Here is a 19347-nt window from a genome sequence, read left to right as displayed (position 1 = left end):
GCGGCGCCCTCAGCCCTGTCCGTCCAGCGGCGGCACGGCGGCGGCGTAGGGCACGTTGCGCCCGCCATGGCGCCGCACCCGGATGTTCGCCTGCTCGGCATGGCCGGCGAAGCCCTCCAGCATGCAGAGGCGGGAGCAGACGGCGCCGATCCGCGCGCTGGCCTCGTCGGTCAGCACGCGCTGGTAGGTGACGGTCTTGAGGAACTTCCCCACCCAGAGGCCGCCGGTGTAGCGCGCCGCCTTCTGCGTCGGCAGGGTGTGGTTGGTACCGATCACCTTGTCGCCGTAGGAGACGTTGGTGCGCGGGCCGAGGAACAGCGCGCCGTAATTGGTCATGTGGCGCAGGAAGTGGTCGTCGTCCCGCGTCATCACCTGCACATGCTCGCTGGCGATGCGGTCCGCCTCCCGCACCATCTCCTCCAGACCGTCGCAGAGGATCACCTCGCCGTAGTCGCGCCAGGCCTGGCGCGCGATCTCCGCCGTGGGCAGGATGCCGAGCAGCCGCTCCACCTCGGCCATCGTCTCGCGCGCAAGCTTTTCCGAGTCCGTCAGCAGGATGGCCGGGCTGGTCGGGCCGTGCTCGGCCTGGCCGAGGAGGTCGGTGGCGCAGAGCTCGGCGTCCACCGTCTCGTCGGCGATCACCAGCGTCTCGGTCGGGCCGGCGAAGAGGTCGATGCCGACGCGGCCGTAGAGCTGGCGCTTCGCCTCCGCGACATAGGCGTTGCCGGGGCCGACCAGCATGTCCACCGGCGCGATGCTCTCGGTGCCGAGCGCCATCGCACCCACCGCCTGCACCCCGCCGAGGCAGTAGATCACGTCCGCCCCCGCCAGGTGCTGCGCCGCGACGATGGCGGGCGCCGGCCGGCCCTGGTAGGGCGGCGCGCAGGTGATGATGCGCGGCACCCCCGCCACCTTGGCGGTGACCACCGACATATGGGCCGAGGCGAGCAGCGGGTACTTGCCACCCGGCACGTAGCAGCCGACGGAGTTCACCGGGATGTTGCGGTGGCCGAGCACCACGCCCGGCAACGTCTCCACCTCCAGGTCGCGGAGCGCCTCCTTCTGGTGCTGCGCGAAGGTCCGCACCTGCTCCTGGGCGAAGCGGATGTCCTCGAGGTCCTGGCGGGAGAGCTGGCTCAGGCAGTCGCGGATCTCGGCGTCGGTCAGGCGGTAGTCGGCACGGTCCCAACCATCGAAGCGGACGGACATCTCGCGCACCGCCGCGTCGCCGCGTGCGGCGATGTCGGCCAGCAGCCCCTCCACCGCGGCGCGGACCTTCGCCTCGGCCGCCGCCTTGTCCGTCGCGGGGATACTCGTCTTCAGCCAGCGCGCCATGGCGATCCTCCTGAGCCTCGTGCCTTGGGGTTGGCTACTCCGCGGTCCAGCCGCCGTCCACCACCAGCGCCGACCCGGTCATCAGCGCCGAGGCGTCGGAGGCGAGGAACACCACCGGCCCCATCAGGTCCCGCACCTGCCCCAGCCGGCCGAGCTTGATCTTGGACAGCACCCAATCGCGGAAGCGAGGATCCTCGAAGAAGGGCCTGGTCAGCGGCGTCTCGACGAAGGTGGGCCCGATGGTGTTGGCGCGGATGCCGTGCGGGGCGAGGTCGATCGCCATCGCCTTGGTCCAGCCCTCCATCGCCCATTTCGAGGCGCAGTAGACGCCGCGGTTCGGCCCGCCGACATGGCCCATCTGGGAGGAGACGTTGATCACCGAGCCGCGCACGCCCTCCGCGATCATCCGCCGGACCACCGCCTGGGCGGCAAAGAAGGCGGCGCGGAGGTTGAGGTCCATCACGGCGTCGAAATCCTCCACCCGCACCTCGTGGAAGGGCGCCGGGCGGTTGGTGCCGGCGTTGTTGACGAAGACGTGGAAGGCCGGCCGCGCGCCGACGGCGCCGGCGAAGGCGCCAAGATCGGTGACGTCGAGCGCCAGCGCCTCCGCCCGCCCGCCGGCGGCGCGGATGGCGGCCGCGGCCTGCTCGACCTCTGCGGTGCTGCGCGCCACCAGCGTCACCGCCGCCCCCGCGCCGGCCAGGGCCGCCGCGGCGGCGAGGCCGATGCCGCGGCCGGCACCGGTGACCAGCGCCCGCCGGCCATCGAGGCGGAAGGAGGGCGTTTCGGGCAGGGCGGGAGTGTCGGTCATGGGGGAAGGCTAGAGGCTCCCGGCCGGGCCGCCCATCCCCCGTCCGCCCCTCATTCCAGCAGCAGCTCGCGCAGCGCCTCGAGGCGCGGGGGATCGAGGCCGAGCCCGTGCTCCAGCAGCCCCGCCTCGTCGCCGAAAGGCTCGACCGCAGCGTCCAGCGCCGCTTCCAGAAGGTGCGGATGGGTGCCGTAGAGCGCCTCCGCCAGCGGCCGGGGAGTGCCCGCGGGCAGGGCGTATTCGCGCCGCCACAGCCGGTCGGTGGCGACATAGTCGGCCATCACCGTCTCGCGCGAGGCGCCGAGCGCCATCAGGAGCAGCGCCGCGCCGAGGCCGGTGCGGTCCTTGCCGGCGGAGCAGTGGAAGAGCAGCGCGTGCCGCTTCGGCTGCAGCAGCAGCTCGAACAGGCGGCGATAGCGGTGCAGGTGCGTCGTGACGTAGTCCGTGTAGGCGCGGCCGAGGAGCAGCACCACATCCTCGCCCGTGCTCGCCTCGCGCGCCAGCAGGTCCCGCAGCGAGGCGCCGACGGTGGGCTCGATGGGCAGGGCCACGCGCTCCACCCCCGGCGGCAGGCGCGAGGGCGCGCGCGCCGCCTCTTCCTCGCCGCGGAAGTCGCAGACGGTGCGCAGGCCGAGCGCGGCGAGGGTGGCCATATCCTCCTCGGTCAGCCTGGCGAGAGAGGCGGAACGGAACACCCGGCCGTAGCGCACCCGCCGCCCGTCGGCGACCCGCCAGCCGCCGAGATCGCGCAGGTTGGAGGCGGCGCGCAGCGGGACGGCGCGCGGCAGGCTGTCCGGTTCGGCTGGTCTCACGGCGGGCGTTCCTCGCTGATCGGCGCCGCCTTGTAGCGCGGGCCGCGCGGGAAATCGTCCCCCGCGGCTTGACGCTGCGGCGCGGCGCGGCCGAGCATCCTGCCGCCACAGGCCTTGCGCCATCCCCACGCAGGAGGAACCGCTGCCATGCCAGGCTCGTCCCTGTTCGACCTTTCCGGCAAAGTCGCCATCGTCACCGGCGGCTCCCGCGGCATCGGCCGCGCCATCGCCGAGCGCATGGCGGAGCATGGCGCGAAGGTCGTCGTATCGTCGCGCAAGCTCGATGCGTGCCAGGTGGTGGTGGACGCCATCAGGGCCAAGGGCGGCGAGGCGATGGCGGTCGCCTGCAACATCGGCCGCAAGCCGGAGCTTCAGGCGCTGACGGACCAGACCCTGGCCGCCTGGGGGGGCGTGGACATCCTGGTCTGCAACGCCGCCATCAACCCGCATTTCGGCCCGGCCATGACCATGCCGGACGAGATCTTCGACAAGATGATGGCGACCAACGTCAAGTCGAACCTCTGGCTGTCCCACATGTGCATCCCGAGCATGGAGGCGCGAGGCGGCGGGGCGATCATCATCATCTCCTCGATCGGCGGCTACCGAGGCTCGGTCAATCTCGGCGCCTATGCGATCACCAAGGCGGCGGACCTGCAGCTTGCCCGCAACCTGGCGGTGGAATGGGGCCCGAAGAACATCCGGGTGAACTGCATCGCCCCCGGCCTGATTCGCACCGATTTCGCCCGCGCCCTGTGGGAGGATCCGGTGAACTACCGCAAGCGCACGCGCGAGACGCCGCTGAAGCGGATCGGCGAGCCGGACGAGATCGCGGGCGCGGCGGTGTTCCTCGCCTCCCCCGCCGGCAGCTTCATGACCGGCCAGAGCATCATCATTGACGGGGGCGTCCTCGCCGGCAGCCCTGCCGGGGCCGAGGAGTAAGGGAGGCGGACGGTGCGGCCCGGGCGTGGTGCGTCCTGCCCGGCCCGCTCGCGGAAACCGGAACCGGAGGCGGTGCCCAGGCCGCGGACAAGGAATCGTGTCGGCCCTGGAATCGGGAACAGGTGGTCCGCCCCCCGGCTCCATCAGCAAGACGGGCCAGTCCCCCACCGTTGCAGGCAGTCAAAAACCTCGCCCCCCGGATCGCGGAGGCAATAAAGGGCAAGTGCCGGCTTCGCGCTCTTCCGGGCGCGTCCCGGTCTGTCACCCACCGTTACATTGTCTCTGGACGTCCCCTTGCGGTCGCGCTCCAGATGCCGCGCCCGCACCCCCCTATATCTGTGCCACTCTACAGGGCTGCAGACCGCCTCAGCAATAAAAGTTTACCGCAGGACGCGCCGACAATCACCATCCTATTGGCGTTGCCTGCGATGACGCAGGTTCCAGGGGCGGCTGATGGACACCATGCACGACATCTTCGCGGACTATGCCCGGGCCTATGAGGCACGGCGCGAGTCCGACATGTCACTCCGGGAGTATCTCGAGGGGTGCCGGAACGACCCCTCCATGTATGCGAGCGCGCCCGAAAGGATCCTGAAGGCGATCGGCGAGCCGGAGGTGGTGGACACGGCCAAGGATCCGCGACTCGGACGCATCTTCCTGAACCGGACCATCCGCATCTATCCCGCTTTCTCCGAATTCTACGGCATGGAGGACACGATCGAGCGGATCGTGGGCTTCTTCCGCCATGCCGCGCAGGGCCTCGAGGAGCGCAAGCAGATCCTCTACCTGCTGGGGCCCGTCGGGGGCGGCAAGTCCTCGCTCGCGGAACGGCTGAAGGCCCTGATGGAGCAGGAGCCGATCTACGTGCTCCGGGCCGGGGACCAGCTCTCCCCCGTGTTCGAGAGCCCGCTCGGCCTCTTCGATCCGGAGCGGATGGGGCCGGTGCTGGAGGAGCGCTACGGCATACCCCGCCGCCGGCTGACGGGCCTGATGAGTCCTTGGGCGCTGAAGCGCCTCGATGAGTTTGGGGGCGACATCACCCGCTTCCAGGTGGCGCGGATCCGCCCCTCGCGGCTGCGCCAGATCGCGGTGGCCAAGACCGAACCGGGCGACGAGAACAACCAGGACATTTCGAGCCTGGTCGGCAAGGTGGACATCCGCAAGCTCGAGATGTTCGCGCAGAACGACCCGGACGCCTACAGCTTCTCCGGCGGCCTGAACCGGGCCAATCAGGGCATCCTTGAATTCGTCGAGATGTTCAAGGCGCCGATCAAGATGCTGCACCCGCTGCTGACGGCGACGCAGGAGGGGAATTACATCGGGTCCGAGAACATCGGTGCCATCCCCTTCCACGGCATCATCATGGCCCACTCCAACGAGGCGGAGTGGCAGAGCTTCAAGAACAACAAGAACAACGAGGCCTTCATAGACCGCATCTACGTCATCAAGGTCCCCTACTGCCTGCGCGTGACCGAGGAGCAGAAGATCTACGAGAAGCTGGTGCGGGGCAGCGAGCTGGCGGCCTCCCCCTGCGCCCCCGGCACGCTTGAGATGCTGGCGCGTTTCAGCGTGCTGACCCGGCTGAAGAAGCACGAGAACTCCAACCTTTTCGCCAAGATGCGCGTCTACGACGGGGAGAGCCTCAAGGAGACCGACCCGCGCGCCAAGACGGTGCAGGAGTACCGGGACGCGGCGGGCCCGGATGAGGGCATGGACGGCGCCTCGACCCGCTTCGCCTTCAAGGTGCTGGCGGCCACCTTCAACTACGACACCACCGAGATCGCCGCCGACCCGGTGCATCTGATGTACGTGCTGGAACAGGCGATCAGGCGGGAGCAATTCCCTGACGAGACGGAGAAGCGCTACCTCGAATTCATCAAGGCGGAGCTTGCCCCTCGCTACGCCGAGTTCATCGGCAATGAAATTCAAAAAGCTTACCTTGAGAGTTACCATGATTACGGTCAGAATCTATTTGACCGTTACGTTGCCTATGCTGATGCCTGGATCGAGGACCTCGACTTCAAGGATCCGGATACCGGGCAGATGCTGTCGCGCGACATGCTGAACCAGGAACTCACCAAGGTCGAGAAGCCCGCGGGCATCGCCAATCCGAAGGATTTCCGCAACGAGGTGGTGAAGTTCGCCCTGCGCGCCCGCGCGAACCGCGGCGGGAAGAACCCGTCCTGGACCAGCTACGAGAAGATACGGGAAGTCATCGAAAAGCGGATGTTCTCCCAGGTAGAGGATCTTCTGCCGGTGATCAGCTTCGGGTCGAAAAAGGACAGCGAGACGGAAAAGAAGCATACGGAATTCGTGAGCCGCATGGTCGCACGCGGCTATACTGAACGACAGGTGCGCCGTCTCGTTGAATGGTACATGCGGGTCAAGCAGTCGGGCTAGGCCACCGGACCCGAGGCAAGGCAGCAAATGCAGATCCTCGACCGACGTCTCAACCCTCGCGGGAGAAGCCTCCCCAATAGGCAGCGCTTCCTGCGCCGCGCCAAGGCTCTGGTGCAGGAAGCGGTGCGGGAGGCCTCCGCCAAGCGGGACATCCGCGGCGCCGACGCGGGAGGCGAGATCAGCATCCCCCTGCATGGCATCCGGGAACCGAGCTTCCACCTCGGCCAGGGCGGGGTACGCGACCATGTCCTGCCGGGCAACAAGGAGTATCGCGCGGGGGACGAGATCCCTCGCCCGCCCGGGGGAGAGGGTGGCGGGGGGAGCGAGGGCAGCCCCGACGGGAGCGGCGAGGACAGTTTCCGCTTCGTGCTCTCGCGCGAGGAGTTCCTGGACCTGTTCCTGGACGACCTGGAACTGCCCGACCTCGCCAAGCGGCGCCTGGTGGAAGGGGCGGATCCTGGCTGGCAGCGCGCGGGCTATCAGGTCAGCGGCTCCCCGGCCAACTTGGCGCTGGCGCGCACCATGCGTAACAGCCTCTCGCGGCGAATCGCGCTGCGCCGCCCCAAGCCGGAACAGGTTGAGACGCTGCGGGAGGAGATCGCTCGCCTCGAGGCCGAGGGAGACGATCCAGAGCGGCTGGCCAGGCTGCGGCTGGAGCTGGAGCAGGCGCTGCGGCGCACCCAGCGCGTGCCCTGGATCGACCCGATCGACGTGCGCTATCGCCGCTTCGAGCCCATGCCGCGGCCGGTCGCGCAGGCGGTGATGTTCTGCCTGATGGATGTCTCGGGCTCGATGACCGAGGACATGAAGGACTTGGCCAAGCGGTTCTACACGCTGCTCTACATTTTCCTGCAGCGCCGCTACAAGCATGTGGAGATCGTCTTCATCCGCCACACCCACGAGGCGTCGGAGGTGGATGAGGAGACCTTCTTCCATTCGCGCGAGACGGGCGGCACCCTCGTCTCCACCGCGCTCGAGGAGATGCGGCGGGTAGTGGCCGACCGCTACCCCCCCGCGGAGTGGAACATCTACGCCGCGCAGGCCTCGGATGGCGACAACGCGGCGGGCGACAGCCAGAAGACGGCGCGCCTGCTGACCGACGTGATCCTGCCCGTGTGCCAGTACTACGCCTATATCGAGGTGGGGCGCGAGAGCGAGCACGGCATGCCCGGCTTCCCCCGCGGCCCGACCGACCTCTGGCGCACCTACGAGCAGCTCGTCGCCGCCGGCGCGCCGATGGCCATGAAAAAGGTGCGGCACCGGCGGGAGATCTTCCCGGTGTTCCGCGAGCTCTTCGCCAAGCGCGCCCAGGGCGAGGAGGCACACGCATGAGCCTGGATTGTCCCGGCGACCGCCTGCTCTACCAGGGTGCCGAATGGGATTTCGGCACCCTCCGCGCCATCCACGACGCCTGCGAGGAAGTCGCGCTCGGCGAGCTTGGCCTCGAGATCTACCCCAACCGCATCGAGGTGATCAGCGCCGAGCAGATGCTCGACGCCTACGCCTCCACCGGCCTGCCGCTCTTCTATCGTCACTGGTCGTTCGGCAAGCACTTCGCGCATCACGAGGCGATGTACCGAAAGGGGCTGCGCGGCCTCGCCTACGAGATCGTCATCAACTCCGACCCGTGCCTCTCCTACGTGATGGAGGAGAACACGGCGACGATGCAGGCGCTGGTCATCGCCCACGCCGCCTTCGGTCACAACCACTTCTTCCGCAACAACCGCCTGTTCCGCGACTGGACGGATGCCCGCGGCATCCTGGACTATCTGGAGTTCGCCCGCGCCTATGTGGCGCAGTGCGAAGAGCGCCACGGCGAGGCGGCGGTGGAACGACTCCTCGATTCCGCGCATGCGCTGATGAGTCACGGCGTGCACCGCCAGCTCCGCCGCCGCGCTCCCGATCTCCGCCGCGAGAAGGACCGGGAGCGGGAGCGCCGGCAGCACGACGAGCGGATGTACAACGTCCTGTGGAGCACCCTGCCGCAGAAGAAGGCCGCGACACCCGAGCGCGGGACCGACGAGCGGCGCCGCGCCTTGCTGCAGCTTCCGCAGGAGAACATCCTCTACTTCCTGGAGAAGACGGCACCGCGCCTGGAGCCCTGGCAGCGGGAATGCCTGCGCATCGTGCGCAACATCGCGCAGTACTTCCACCCGCAGCGCCAGACCAAGATGATGAACGAGGGTTGCGCCACCTATGTGCACCATCGCATCCTGCGACGGCTGCACGAGCAGGGGCGGATCAGCGACGGGGCCTGGCTCGAGATCATCCACTCCCACAGCAACGTCATCCTGCAGCCCGAATTCGACGATGCGCGCTACGGCGGCATCAACCCCTATGCGCTCGGCTTCGCCATGATGCAGGACATCGAGCGCATCTGCCGCGAGCCGACCGAGGAGGACCGCGCCTGGTTCCCGGACATCGCCGGCTCGGGCGACCCCATGCCGGTGCTGCGCGAGGCCTGGGCGGAGTACCGCGACGAGAGCTTCATCCTGCAGTTCCTCAGCCCGCACTTGATGCGCAAGCTGCGGCTGTTCCACGTGGTGGACGACAGCGCCGAGCCGGTGATGCGGGTCGAAGCGATCCATGACGAGGTCGGCTATCGCGCGCTGCGACGCGCCCTCGCCCGGCAATACGATCCCGCCTGGCTGGATGCCGACATCCAGGTGGTGGATGTGGATCTCGACGGCGACCGGCGGCTGGTGCTGGAGCACCGCGTGAGCGCTGGCCGCCTGCTGGAAGAGGGCGAAGCCCGGCAGGTGCTGCGCCACCTCGCCTCGCTTTGGGGCTATGACGTGCTGCTGCAGGAGGTAGATCCGGCAACGGGGGCGGTGCTGAAGCAGCACGCCGTGTCGCCGCCGCGGCTGTAGCGCTCCTACCACCCCATCGCCCGCGCCGCGCGGCGGGGGTCGGCGCCGCCCATCAGCAGCCCGTCCCGCTCGCGCCGCTCGATCGCCATGACGCCGGCGGTGTTGAGCGACAGTGCCGGGCGGGGCTCCACCCGATGTCCCATGGCCGCCAGCGTGGCGCCGAGCCGCTCCGCCAGCGGCTCCTCCACGTCCAGCCGCCCGGGGTAGTAGGGGTGCGGCTCGAAGCTGCCGGGGAAGCTGTGGGTGACGAAGCGCGGCGCCTCCACCGCCTCCTGCACGCTCATGCCGAACACGGTGCGGTTCAGATAGACCTGCAGCATCGCCTGCGGCTGCAGGTCACCGCCGGGACCGCCAAAGGGCATCGCCCACTCGCCACGCCGGATCGCCAGCGCGGGGTTGGGCGTGAGCCGCGGTCGCTTGCCCGGCGCGACCGAGGCGGCATGGCCGCGCCGGCCCCAGCTTTGCGATCCGCGCGAGGAAGGCACGAAGCCGAGCCCGGGCACCAGCGGACTCTCATAGGAGGTATCGGACGGCGTCGCGGAGACGACGTTCCCCCACCGGTCCACGGCGCAGACATAGGAAGTGTCGCCCGCCAGCGCCGGATCCCCCGGCCGCCAGGGAGAAGGGGCCGGCGGTGGCAACGCCTCTCCAAGACCGGGCGATGGCATGCCTGGCGTGGCAAGGTCAGAATTGATGCGGCGTCGCTGCGCCGCGGCATACTCGGCCGAGATCAGCCGCTCCATTGGCACCCGCACGAAGCGCGGATCGCCATAGTAGCGGTCCCGATCCGCGAAGCCGAGCTTCATCGCCTCGGTCAGCATGTGCACATAGGCTGCGGAGTTGTGGCCGAGGCCGTGCAGGTCCACCCCCTCCAGCAGCGCGAGGAATTGCAGCAGCACCGGCCCCTGGCACCAGGGACCGCAGGAGTAGATTTCGGTGCCGTGGATGTCGCGCCGCACCGGCGGCTCGACGGCGCTGCGATACTCCGCCAGATCCTCCGCCGTCAGCCAGCCGCCATTCTCGCGGTGGAAGCGCACCATCGCGGCGGCAAGGTCACCGCGGTAGAAGGCGTCGCGCGCCGCCCGCAGCCCGGCCACGCGGCCGCCATGGCGCCTCGCCGCCGCCTCCTCATCGGCCATGTACTGCAGGCTGCGGGCGAGGTCCTCCTGCACGAACAGGTCGCCCTCACATGGCGGCGCGCCACCCGGCAGGAACTGCGCCGCGTTCTGCGGCCAAAGCCGGTACTGGTCGGCGTACTGCGCGATGTAATGCGCCATCACCGGATGCACGCAGAACCCTTCCCGCGCGTAGCGGATGGCGAAGCACGCGACCTCGCCGAAGGACATGGTGCCGTAGCGTTCAAGGGCGAGGATCCAGGCATCGGGCGCGGCCGGCACTACGGTGCGCAGGATGCCAAGGGGGATGGCGCCGCCATGCTCCCGCTCGAAATGCTCAAGCCGCGCCGCGCGGGGCCACCAGCCGAGGCCGCTGATGGTCACCGGTTCCCCCTGCTCGCGCATCCAGATCAGCATCGGCGCGACGCCCGAGACCTGCACCTGGTCGGGATGCACCACGCCGAGGGCGATGCCCGCGGCGGCGGCCGCGTCCACCGCGTTGCCGCCGGCGGCGAGCACCTGATGGCCGGCCTCGGCGGCCAGCCAGTGTCCGGCGCAGACCATGAAGCGGCGGCCGGTAACCATGGGCTGCAGCGGCATGCGTCCTCCTCCCCGTTCCGTACGGGAAGTGTCGCACGGCCCGTCTGGCGCGCAACCGCCCGGCGTCGGGCGGTTCAGCGCCCGGTCAGGATGCGCTCGACAAGCTGCTTCACCGTCGGGATGAAGCCGTTGGAGTAGAAAGGATCCTGCCCGAAGCGGAAGGCGTTGTGGCCGGCGAACATCAGGTTCCGCTCCAGTGCCCCGTCATGGGCGATGTCCTGCAGCGTCTTCTGGATGCAGAAGCTGCGCGGATCGGCCTTCTTTCCGGTGCTGTAATCCGGCGCGTGCTGGCTCCAGTTGCTGAACCGGCAGACCGAAAGGCAGCCCATGCAGTCCACTTGGTCCTTCAGGATCTCGCGCGACTTCTCGGGCGTCACGAAGATCAGCGTGTTGTCCGGGGTGCGCATCGCCTCGGTGAAGCCCTGCGCCTCCCACTGCTCCACCCGCAGCAGGTCCTGAGGGGTCAGGAACACCTTGCGCTTGCGCGGGCCGACGCCGTACTCCGCCACGTGGTCGCCCACCGGCTCGGTGGTGTAGGCCACCTGGCGCTCGTTCCGCTCCTCAAGCTCGCGCAAAAACTCGTTGCGCACCGCCGAGGAATAGAAACCGGTCGGCGAGAAGGGCTGCAGCAGCACATCCCCCGCCTTGAGCGTCAGCAGCTTCTGCTTCCAGGCGTCGGAAATCGGGCTCTCCTTCGTCACCAGCGGGCGGGTGCCGAACTGGAAGGCGATCGGGCCCAGCTCCGGGTTATCGATCCAGTCCTCCCACTCCTCCAGCCACCATACGCCGCCGGCCATGATGATGGGCACGTCGCCAAGGCCGAATTCGCGCATCTGCTGGCGCAGCTTGAGGACGCGCGGATAGGGCGGCTCGGGCACCTTCGGGTCCTCGCTGTTCGACAGGCCGTTGTGCCCGCCCGCGAGCCAGGGATCCTCGTACACCACGCCGCCGAGCCATTCGCGCGCCTTGTTGTAGGCGCGCCGCCACAGCGCGTTGAAGGCGCGGGCCGAGGACACAATGGGATAGTAGTAGACGCCGAATTCCCGCGCGATTTCGGACAGGCGGTAGGGCATGCCGGCGCCGCAGGTGATGCCGTGGATCAGCCCCCGCGCGCCCTCGAGCATGCCGCGGGCAACACGCTCGGCCCCGCCCATCTCCCACAAGATGTTGGCGTGGATGCGGCCCTTGCCGCCCGCGCGCTCATAGGCTTCCTTCGCCTGCGCGATGGCGCCGGCGATGCCGTAGGCGACCAGCTCCTCGTGCCGCTCGCGCCGGGTCCTGCCGTGATACACCTGCGGAATAAGGTTGCCTTCGCGGTCGTAGCTGTCGGCGTTGACCGCGGAGAAGGTGCCGACCCCGCCCTGGGCGGCCCAGGAGCCGGCAGAGACGCCGTTCGAGACGGAAACGCCCTTCCCGCCTTCGACCAGCGGCAGGACGTCCACGCCGCCCATGCGGATCGCATTGATCGCCTTCAAGGACGCAGGCTCCCGATGCCCTTGGATGAGAGGTACCGCAGATAGGGCGCGGCCGGGGCGGAGAGTAGCCCCGGCCGCGCAACATGCCGCTACTCGGCGGCCTCAGTGCGCTCCCGCCGCTCGCGGCGCTCGCCCTCCTGGCGGGGCCGGCGCGCGCCCACCTGTTCGGTGATGTCCGCGCCCGTGGCCTGGTCCACCACGCGCATGGACAGCTTCACCTTGCCGCGCTCGTCGAAGCCGATGACCTTCACCTTCACCGTGTCGCCGACATTGACCACATCGGTTGTTCTGGCGACGCGCTCATTCGACAGCTCGGAGATGTGCACGAGCCCGTCGCGGGAGCCGAGGAAGTTGACGAAGGCGCCGAAATCGGCGGTCTTCACCACCTTGCCGCTGTAGATCACGCCGAGCTCCGGCTCAGCGACGATGCCGCGGATCCAGTCGATCGCCCTCTGCGCCTGTTCGATGCTGGTGGCGGCGATCTTGATGGTGCCGTCATCCTCGATGTCGATCTTGGTGCCGGTCTGCTCGGTGATCTCGCGGATCACCTTGCCGCCCGAGCCGATGACGTCGCGGATCTTGTCCTTCGGCACCGTGATCACGGTGATGCGAGGCGCGGTGGCCGCCACCTCCACCCGATGGCCGGAGAGACCCTTCGCCATCTCGCCCAGGATGTGCATCCGCCCATCCCTCGCCTGCTCAAGCGCCTGACGCATGATGTCGAAGGTGATGGAGGTGATCTTGATGTCCATCTGCAGCGAGGTCACGCCCCGCTCCGTCCCGGCCACCTTGAAGTCCATGTCGCCGAGATGGTCCTCGTCGCCAAGGATGTCGGAGAGCACGGCGAAGCCGCGATCCTCCTTGATCAGCCCCATGGCGATGCCGGCGCAGGGGCGCTTCAGCGGCACGCCGGCATCCATCAGCGCGAGCGAGGCGCCGCAGACGGTCGCCATCGAGGAGGAGCCGTTGCTCTCCGTGATCTCGCTTACCACGCGCAGAGTGTAGGGGAACTTCTCCTTCTCCGGCAGCAGCGGGTGGATCGCCCGCCAGGCGAGCTTGCCATGGCCGATCTCGCGCCGACCCGGGCTGCCCATGCGTCCGGTCTCATTCACGCTGTAGGGCGGGAAGTTGTAGTGCAGCATGAAGTGCTCCCGGTACTCGCCCGTGAGCGCGTCGATGATCTGCTCGTCCTGCCCGGTACCGAGGGTGGCCACGCAGAAGGCCTGGGTCTCGCCACGGGTGAAGAGGGCGGAGCCGTGCGCACGCGGCAGCACGCCGACCTCGGCGGTGATCGGCCGCACCGTCCGGGTGTCGCGCCCGTCGATGCGCATGCCGGTGTCGAGGATGGCGTTGCGCACCACCTCGGCTTCCAGGTCCTTCAGCAGCCCCTTGGCGTGAGCGACATCCGCGCCCTCGGCCTCCAGCGCCTCGAGCACCGCCTTCTTCACCGCCCCCACCTTCTCGTGGCGGGCGAGCTTCTGCGTCTCGCGGTAGGCCTCGGCCATGCGCTCGCGGCCAAGCTCAGCGATGCGGGCCTTCAGGGCGAGCTCCGCCTCCGAGGGCTCGGGCAGCGGCCAGGGCTCCTTCGCCGCCACCTCGGCGAGTTCGATGATGCCCTGGATCACCGGCTGGAACGCCTTGTGGCCGAACGCGACGGCACCGAGCATCACTTCCTCGGAGAGCTCCTGCGCCTCGGATTCCACCATCAGCACGCCCTCGGCGGTGCCGGCGACCACCAGGTCGAGCTGCGACTGCTGGCGCTGCGCCGCGGTCGGGTTCAGCACGTACTGGCCGTCGATGTAGCCGACCCGCGCCGCGCCCACCGGCCCGAAGAACGGGATGCCGGAGAGGGTCAGCGCGGCGGAGCAGCCGACCATCGCCACAATGTCCGGATCGTTCTCAAGATCGTGGCTGAGAACGGTCGCGATGACCTGCACCTCGTTGCGGAAGCCTTCCGGGAACAGCGGGCGGATCGGCCGGTCGATCAGGCGGGAGACCAGGGTCTCCTGCTCCGAGGGGCGTCCCTCGCGCTTGAAGAAGCCGCCCGGAATCTTGCCGGCGGCGAAGGCCTTCTCCTGGTAGTTCACCGTCAGGGGGAAGAAGTCCTGGCCCGGCTTGGCGGCGCGGGCGCCGACGGCGGTGCAGAGCACGATGGTGTCGCCAAGGCGGGCCATCACGGCCCCATCCGCCTGGCGGGCGATCTTGCCCGTTTCGAGCGTCAGGAGCTGGCCGCCCCAGGCAATGTCCTTGCGGTAGTAGTTGTCGAACATGCGTCGTCCTTCGCGGACCCCTCGGGGGTCCCTGCCCGCCCCGCCGGAAGGCGGGCTGCGGGTCGTGGGCAGGCCGGACCGCCAGGCGGCAGCATGCTGGCGCGCGGACGATCCGGTGCGACGCGGTGGGTTGGCAGTCTCGGCCTCACGTCCTGCCGGGATTGCAGGCTCGGCGCTTCGGGCGGCATGGGAAACGGCCTCAGCACGAAATGCTGCGGAAAGGCCGCCCATGTGGCCGGAAACGCCGTCGCCTCCCATGGATCCAGGCTGGCGCGGCTCTGTCTGTCAGCCCGCCGCGTTCGCGGCGGTGACCCGGCGGCCCTCACTGGCCCGCCGGCTCCGAGCCGGAGATATGGCCCGGCCGGATTCGGAATTCCACGAAAATCTGCGGCCGGGGCAGGCGCCCCGGCAGGCCGCTCAGCGCCGCAGGCCGAGCCGCTGGATCAGCGCCTCGTAGCGGCCCTGATCCTTCCTCTTCAGGTAGTCGAGCAGGCTGCGCCGCTGCCCCACCAGCACCAGCAGGCCGCGCCGCGAGTGGAAATCCTTGGCGTGGGTCTTCAGGTGCTCGGTCAGGTTGGCAATCCGCTCGGAGAGCAGGGCCACCTGCACCTCCGGGCTGCCGGTGTCGCCCGGCTTGGTGGCGTATTCCTGGATCAGCGCCGTGCGGCGCTCCGCGGTGATCGACATCGGGTTGTTCTCCTGTTGGCCGGGCCGATCAGGGCCGCCGGCTGGTCACGCGCCGGCCCGCGCGGGCTCCTGCGCCATCAGCCGCTCCGGCCGCATCAAGCCGGATTCGAGACGGCAGAGCCCCACGAACCGCCCCCCCGCCATGGCGCGCACCAGCCCCCCTTCGGGGTCGGCGGCGCCCGGAACCCGGCCCATCAGCTCCACCAGGCTGATCGCCTGTCCGAAGCCGAGCCGTGCGGCCTCCGCCTCCGTGATGGCCAGCGCCGGGATGTCGGCCAGCGCGGTCGTCACCGGAAGCAGGAGGTCCGGGGAAGGCGGCGGCATATCCCCCGAAATCAGCAGCCTGTCCAGGGGGATCGCGTGCTCCTCGCGGAACGGCCCGACCCGCATGCGCCTGAGCGCGCTGATGTGCCCGACCGTGCCGAGGGCAAGGGCAAGGTCGCGCGCCAGGCTGCGCATGTAGACCCCCTTGCCGCTCTCCACCAGGAACACGGCATGGTCGGCATTGGGGCGCCCGACCAGCTCGAACCGGTCCACCCGCGCCGGGCGCGCCTCCAGCACCGGCGCCTGCCCCTCGCGCGCCAGGTCGTAGGCGCGTTCGCCGCCAACCTTCACGGCGGAATAGGCGGGCGGCACCTGCATAATGTCGCCGGTGAAGCGCGGCAGGGCGGCGCGGATCTCCTCATCGGTCGGACGCGCCTCGCTGGTCGCGGTCACCTGCCCGTCGGCATCGTCGGTGTCGCGCGCCTCGCCGAAGCGGAGGGTGAAGCGGTAGGTCTTCGTGCCGTCCATCACATAAGGGACGGTCTTGGTGGCGGCGCCGAAGGCGACCGGCAGCAGCCCGGTGGCGAGCGGATCGAGCGTGCCGCCATGGCCGGCCTTCTGCGCGTCGAAGGCACGCTTCACCTTGTTGACGACATCGGTCGAGCCGATGCCGGAGGGCTTGTCCACGATCAGCCAGCCATCAAGCGGACGGCCGCGCGGCCTTCTCCGGGCGTGGCGGCGCTGCGTCATGGCCCGCCCTCCTCCTTCTCCGGCGTTTCCGGGCCGGGATCGATGTCCCGCCGCACCTCGGGCCGCTTCAGCAGCGCATCCATGCGCATGGCGTGGTCGAGGGCGGTATCGGGCTGAAAGTGCAGCTCGGGCGCGAATTTCAGCCGCACGGCCTTCGCGACCTGCGTGCGCAGGAAGGGCGCGGCACGCCGCAGCGCGGCGAATTGTCCGGGCGGCACGGCCTGGCCGAGGCCGCTGACGAAGGCGGTCATGTGCCGGAGATCGGGGGAGGCACGCACCTCCGTCACCGTTACATGGGCGCTGGCCAGCTCGGGATCGCGGAAGTCGCGCCGTTCGAACAGCGCGGCGAGGGCATGGCGCACCTCCTCCGCGACGCGAAGCTGGCGTTGGGACGGGCCGGCGCCGGGTTCGGCGCGCCGCTTGGGCATGGGACTGGAACCCCTCTGAAGCAAGGCATGGCGGAGCGCGATCCAGGCCTCCGGCCCGGGCGGCCTTCGGCGATCACGCTCCGCACCGCGGCGCCTGGCGCCGCGCCTTCGGATGGAGGCGCGGCTCAGGCCGCCGCCACCGTCTCCGTCTCGTAGCACTCGATCACGTCGCCGACCTTGATGTCGTCGTAGTTGGCGAAGGACATGCCGCACTCGAAGCCGTTGGTCACCTCGCGCACGTCATCCTTGAAGCGCTTGAGGGTGGAGAGCTCGCCCTGGTGGATCACCACGCCGTCGCGCAGCAGGCGGACCCCGGCGCCGCGCTTCACCACGCCCTCGGTCACGCGGCAGCCGGCCACCTTGCCGACGCGCTTGACGTCGAAGACCTGCAGGATCTGCGCGTAGCCCAGGAACTTCTCGCGCTGCACCGGCGCCAGACGCCCCTTGACCAGCTTCTCAATGTCGTCCGCCACCTCGTAGATGATCGAGTAGTAGCGGATGTCCACGCCCTCGCGCTGCGCCAGCTCCCGCGCCTGGGCGGTGGCGCGGACGTTGAAGGCGACGATCACCGCCTCGGAGGCCTTGGCGAGCTGCACGTCGGATTCGGTGATCTGCCCGACCGCGCTGTGCAGCACGCGGACCTTCACCTCCTCGTTGCCGAGCTTGCCGAGAGTGACGCCGATCGCCTCCGCCGAGCCCTGCACGTCGGCCTTGACGACGACCGCGACCTCCTTCTGCTCGCCCGCCTGGATGCGGGCCAGCATCTCGTTCAGCGTGCCGCGGCCGGCGCCGGCGGCGAGGGCCGCCTTCTCGCGCTGCCGCCGCTGGCGGTACTCGGAGATCTCGCGGGCACGCGCCTCGCTCTCGACCGCGACGAAGCTTTCGCCCGCCACTGGCACCCCGGACAGGCCGAGGATCTCCACCGGCAGGGACGGCCCCGCCTCCCTGAGCTGGCGCCCCTTGTCGTCGAGCATCGCGCGCACGCGGCCCCATTCGGCCCCGGCCACCACGATGTCCCCCTGGTGCAGCGTGCCCTTCTGCACCAGCACGGTCGCCACCGGGCCGCGGCCGCGGTCGAGCTTGGCCTCGATCACCGTGCCTTCGGCCGAGCGGTCCGGATTGGCCCGGAGGTCCAGGATCTCGGCCTGCAGCGTGATCGCCTCGAGCAGGCGGTCGAGGTTGATCTTCTGCGTCGCGGAGACCTCCACCTCCTGCGTCTCGCCGCCGAGGCTCTCCACCACCACCTCGTGCTGCAGCAGCTCCTGCCGCACGCGGTCGGGCTTCACCCCCGGCTTGTCGATCTTGTTGATCGCCACGATGATCGGCACGTTCGCCGCGCGGGCATGGCGGATCGCCTCCACCGTCTGCGGCATCACGCCGTCATCGGCGGCGACCACCAGCACCACCATGTCGGTCACCGAGGCGCCGCGGGCGCGCATGGCGGTAAAGGCCTCGTGGCCCGGCGTGTCGATGAAGGTGACGCGGCTGCCGTCGGGAAGCTGCACCTGGTAGGCGCCGATATGCTGGGTGATGCCGCCCGCCTCTCGCGCCGCCACGTCGGTCTGGCGCAGCGCGTCGAGCAGGCTGGTCTTGCCGTGGTCCACATGGCCCATCACGGTCACCACCGGCGGCCGCGGCTTCAGGTCCTCCTCGGTGTCGGCCATGCCCTCGAGGCCGAGCTCGACATCCGCCTCGCTCACGCGCTTCGGGCGGTGGCCGAATTCCTGCACCACCAGCTCGGCCGTGTCGGCGTCGATGGTCTGGGTGAGGGTGGCCATCACGCCCATGCGGAACAGCGCCTTCACCACCTCCCCGCCGCGGGCGGCCATGCGGTTGGCGAGCTCCTGGACAGTGATGGTCTCGGGGATCACCACATCGCGCACGACCCGCTCCTGGCCCGAGCGCAGACGGGCCAGCTCCTGCTGCCGACGCTCGCGCTCACGCGCGCGGCGCAGCGAAGCGATGGAGCGGACGCGCTCATCCTCGCCCTCGATCGCGGCCTGGACGTCGATGCGCCCCTCGCGCCGGCGCTCGCCGCCGGGCAGGCCCTTCTTGGCGGGCGCCAGAGAAGGCTTCTTCGCCGCTGGCGAGGCGCCGGGGCGGCGCAGCGGGGCACGGCGCCCCTCCTCCTCCTCCTCGGCCGCGCGGCTGCGCAGGGTGAGCTTCGCCGCCCCGGGCGCGGGCGCGGCAGGGGCCGCGGGAGCCGGGCGGCGCAGGCCGGGCGCGGAAGCCGGGCCGGGCGCGGCAGGCGCCCGGGCGGGACCGGCCGTGGTCGCCTCGGCGCGGCGGCGCGCCTCCTCCTCGGCCTTGCGGCGCGCCTCCTCCTCGGCGCGGCGGCGCGCCTCCTCCTCCTCCTCGGCCTTGCGGCGCGCCTCCTCCTCGGCGCGGCGCGCCTCCTCCTCGGCGCGGCGCGCGGCCTCCTCGGCGGCGCTGCGGAGCTGCAGGGCCTGGCGCTCCCGCTCCTCGCGCAGGCGCTGCGCCTCCAGGCGGCGCTGCTCCTCCAGCACCCGCTGGCGGGTGGCGAGCTCGGCCTGGGTCAGCGGGCGGCCGCCGGCCGGGCCGGACGGGGCGCGCAGCGGCGCGCCCCCGCCGGC

At 70.0% G+C, this 19347-nt stretch carries 14 protein-coding genes; 4 read left to right on the top strand and 10 right to left on the bottom strand.

Features of this window, described 5'->3' with window-relative positions:
- Nucleotides 1–9 precede the first annotated feature (9 nt).
- From hisD to ET526_RS12820, 3 genes are read right to left on the bottom strand one after another with little or no spacing between them, the layout of a single operon-like run.
- Entirely contained in the window at nt 10–1335 is a 1326-nt protein-coding gene (gene hisD / locus ET526_RS12830; protein ID WP_135468105.1) for a histidinol dehydrogenase, read from the bottom strand.
- Between the two features lie 34 nt (nt 1336–1369).
- Nucleotides 1370–2146 carry an SDR family NAD(P)-dependent oxidoreductase gene (locus ET526_RS12825; RefSeq protein WP_135468104.1) on the bottom strand — a complete coding sequence of 259 codons (777 nt, stop codon included), beginning with the start codon at nt 2144–2146 and terminating at the stop codon, nt 1370–1372.
- A 50-nt stretch (nt 2147–2196) separates the two neighbouring features.
- Nucleotides 2197–2955 (bottom strand): tyrosine-protein phosphatase, encoded by a 759-nt coding sequence (locus tag ET526_RS12820; protein ID WP_158295576.1) that lies wholly within the window; start codon nt 2953–2955, stop codon nt 2197–2199.
- A 147-nt stretch (nt 2956–3102) separates the two neighbouring features.
- On the opposite strand from ET526_RS12820, the gene ET526_RS12815 reads away from it, so the two are divergent.
- The 4 genes from ET526_RS12815 to ET526_RS12800 all read left to right on the top strand — a co-directional run bounded on the left by ET526_RS12815 (nt 3103) and on the right by ET526_RS12800 (nt 9164).
- A complete protein-coding gene (locus ET526_RS12815) occupies nt 3103–3894 on the top strand; it encodes an SDR family NAD(P)-dependent oxidoreductase (protein ID WP_135468102.1) in 792 nt (263 codons plus the stop codon).
- Between the two features lie 453 nt (nt 3895–4347).
- A complete protein-coding gene (locus ET526_RS12810) occupies nt 4348–6294 on the top strand; it encodes a PrkA family serine protein kinase (RefSeq protein WP_135468101.1) in 1947 nt (648 codons plus the stop codon).
- A gap of 27 nt (nt 6295–6321) precedes the next feature.
- On the top strand, nt 6322–7626 hold the full coding sequence (locus tag ET526_RS12805; protein ID WP_135468100.1) for a YeaH/YhbH family protein: 1305 nt from the start codon (nt 6322–6324) through the stop codon (nt 7624–7626).
- Nucleotides 7623–9164 (top strand): SpoVR family protein, encoded by a 1542-nt coding sequence (locus ET526_RS12800; protein ID WP_135468099.1) that lies wholly within the window; start codon nt 7623–7625, stop codon nt 9162–9164. The genes ET526_RS12805 and ET526_RS12800 overlap by 4 nt, the downstream gene beginning before the upstream one ends.
- Nucleotides 9165–9169: 5 nt before the next feature.
- Here the strand turns inward: ET526_RS12800 and ET526_RS12795 are convergent, their stop codons facing one another.
- The 7 genes from ET526_RS12795 to infB all read right to left on the bottom strand — a co-directional run.
- A complete protein-coding gene (locus tag ET526_RS12795; protein ID WP_135468098.1) occupies nt 9170–10879 on the bottom strand; it encodes a gamma-glutamyltransferase family protein in 1710 nt (569 codons plus the stop codon).
- Nucleotides 10880–10953: 74 nt separating this feature from the next.
- The gene (locus tag ET526_RS12790) at nt 10954–12354 is read right to left on the bottom strand and encodes an NAD(P)H-dependent flavin oxidoreductase (RefSeq protein WP_135468097.1); all 1401 of its coding nucleotides are present in this window, start codon (nt 12352–12354) and stop codon (nt 10954–10956) included.
- An 89-nt stretch (nt 12355–12443) separates the two neighbouring features.
- Nucleotides 12444–14624 (bottom strand): polyribonucleotide nucleotidyltransferase, encoded by a 2181-nt coding sequence (gene pnp / locus ET526_RS12785; RefSeq protein ID WP_135468096.1) that lies wholly within the window; start codon nt 14622–14624, stop codon nt 12444–12446.
- A gap of 417 nt (nt 14625–15041) precedes the next feature.
- A complete protein-coding gene (rpsO, locus tag ET526_RS12780) occupies nt 15042–15311 on the bottom strand; it encodes a 30S ribosomal protein S15 (protein ID WP_135468095.1) in 270 nt (89 codons plus the stop codon).
- Nucleotides 15312–15356: 45 nt separating this feature from the next.
- Complete coding sequence (gene truB, locus ET526_RS12775) at nt 15357–16325, bottom strand: tRNA pseudouridine(55) synthase TruB (protein WP_135468094.1); 969 nt, start codon at nt 16323–16325, stop codon at nt 15357–15359.
- Entirely contained in the window at nt 16322–16753 is a 432-nt protein-coding gene (rbfA, locus tag ET526_RS12770) for a 30S ribosome-binding factor RbfA (RefSeq protein ID WP_135468093.1), read from the bottom strand. The genes truB and rbfA overlap by 4 nt, the downstream gene beginning before the upstream one ends.
- A gap of 125 nt (nt 16754–16878) precedes the next feature.
- Nucleotides 16879–19347: translation initiation factor IF-2 (gene infB / locus ET526_RS12765; RefSeq protein WP_135468092.1), on the bottom strand; the 2469-nt coding region annotated here is incomplete at its 5' end.

Source organism: Crenalkalicoccus roseus (genome assembly GCF_004761865.1).
GTDB classification, from domain to species: domain Bacteria; phylum Pseudomonadota; class Alphaproteobacteria; order Acetobacterales; family Acetobacteraceae; genus Crenalkalicoccus; species Crenalkalicoccus roseus.
The sequence above is the reverse complement of the archived record's forward strand: the minus strand, read 5'-3'. Positions and strand labels throughout refer to the sequence as shown.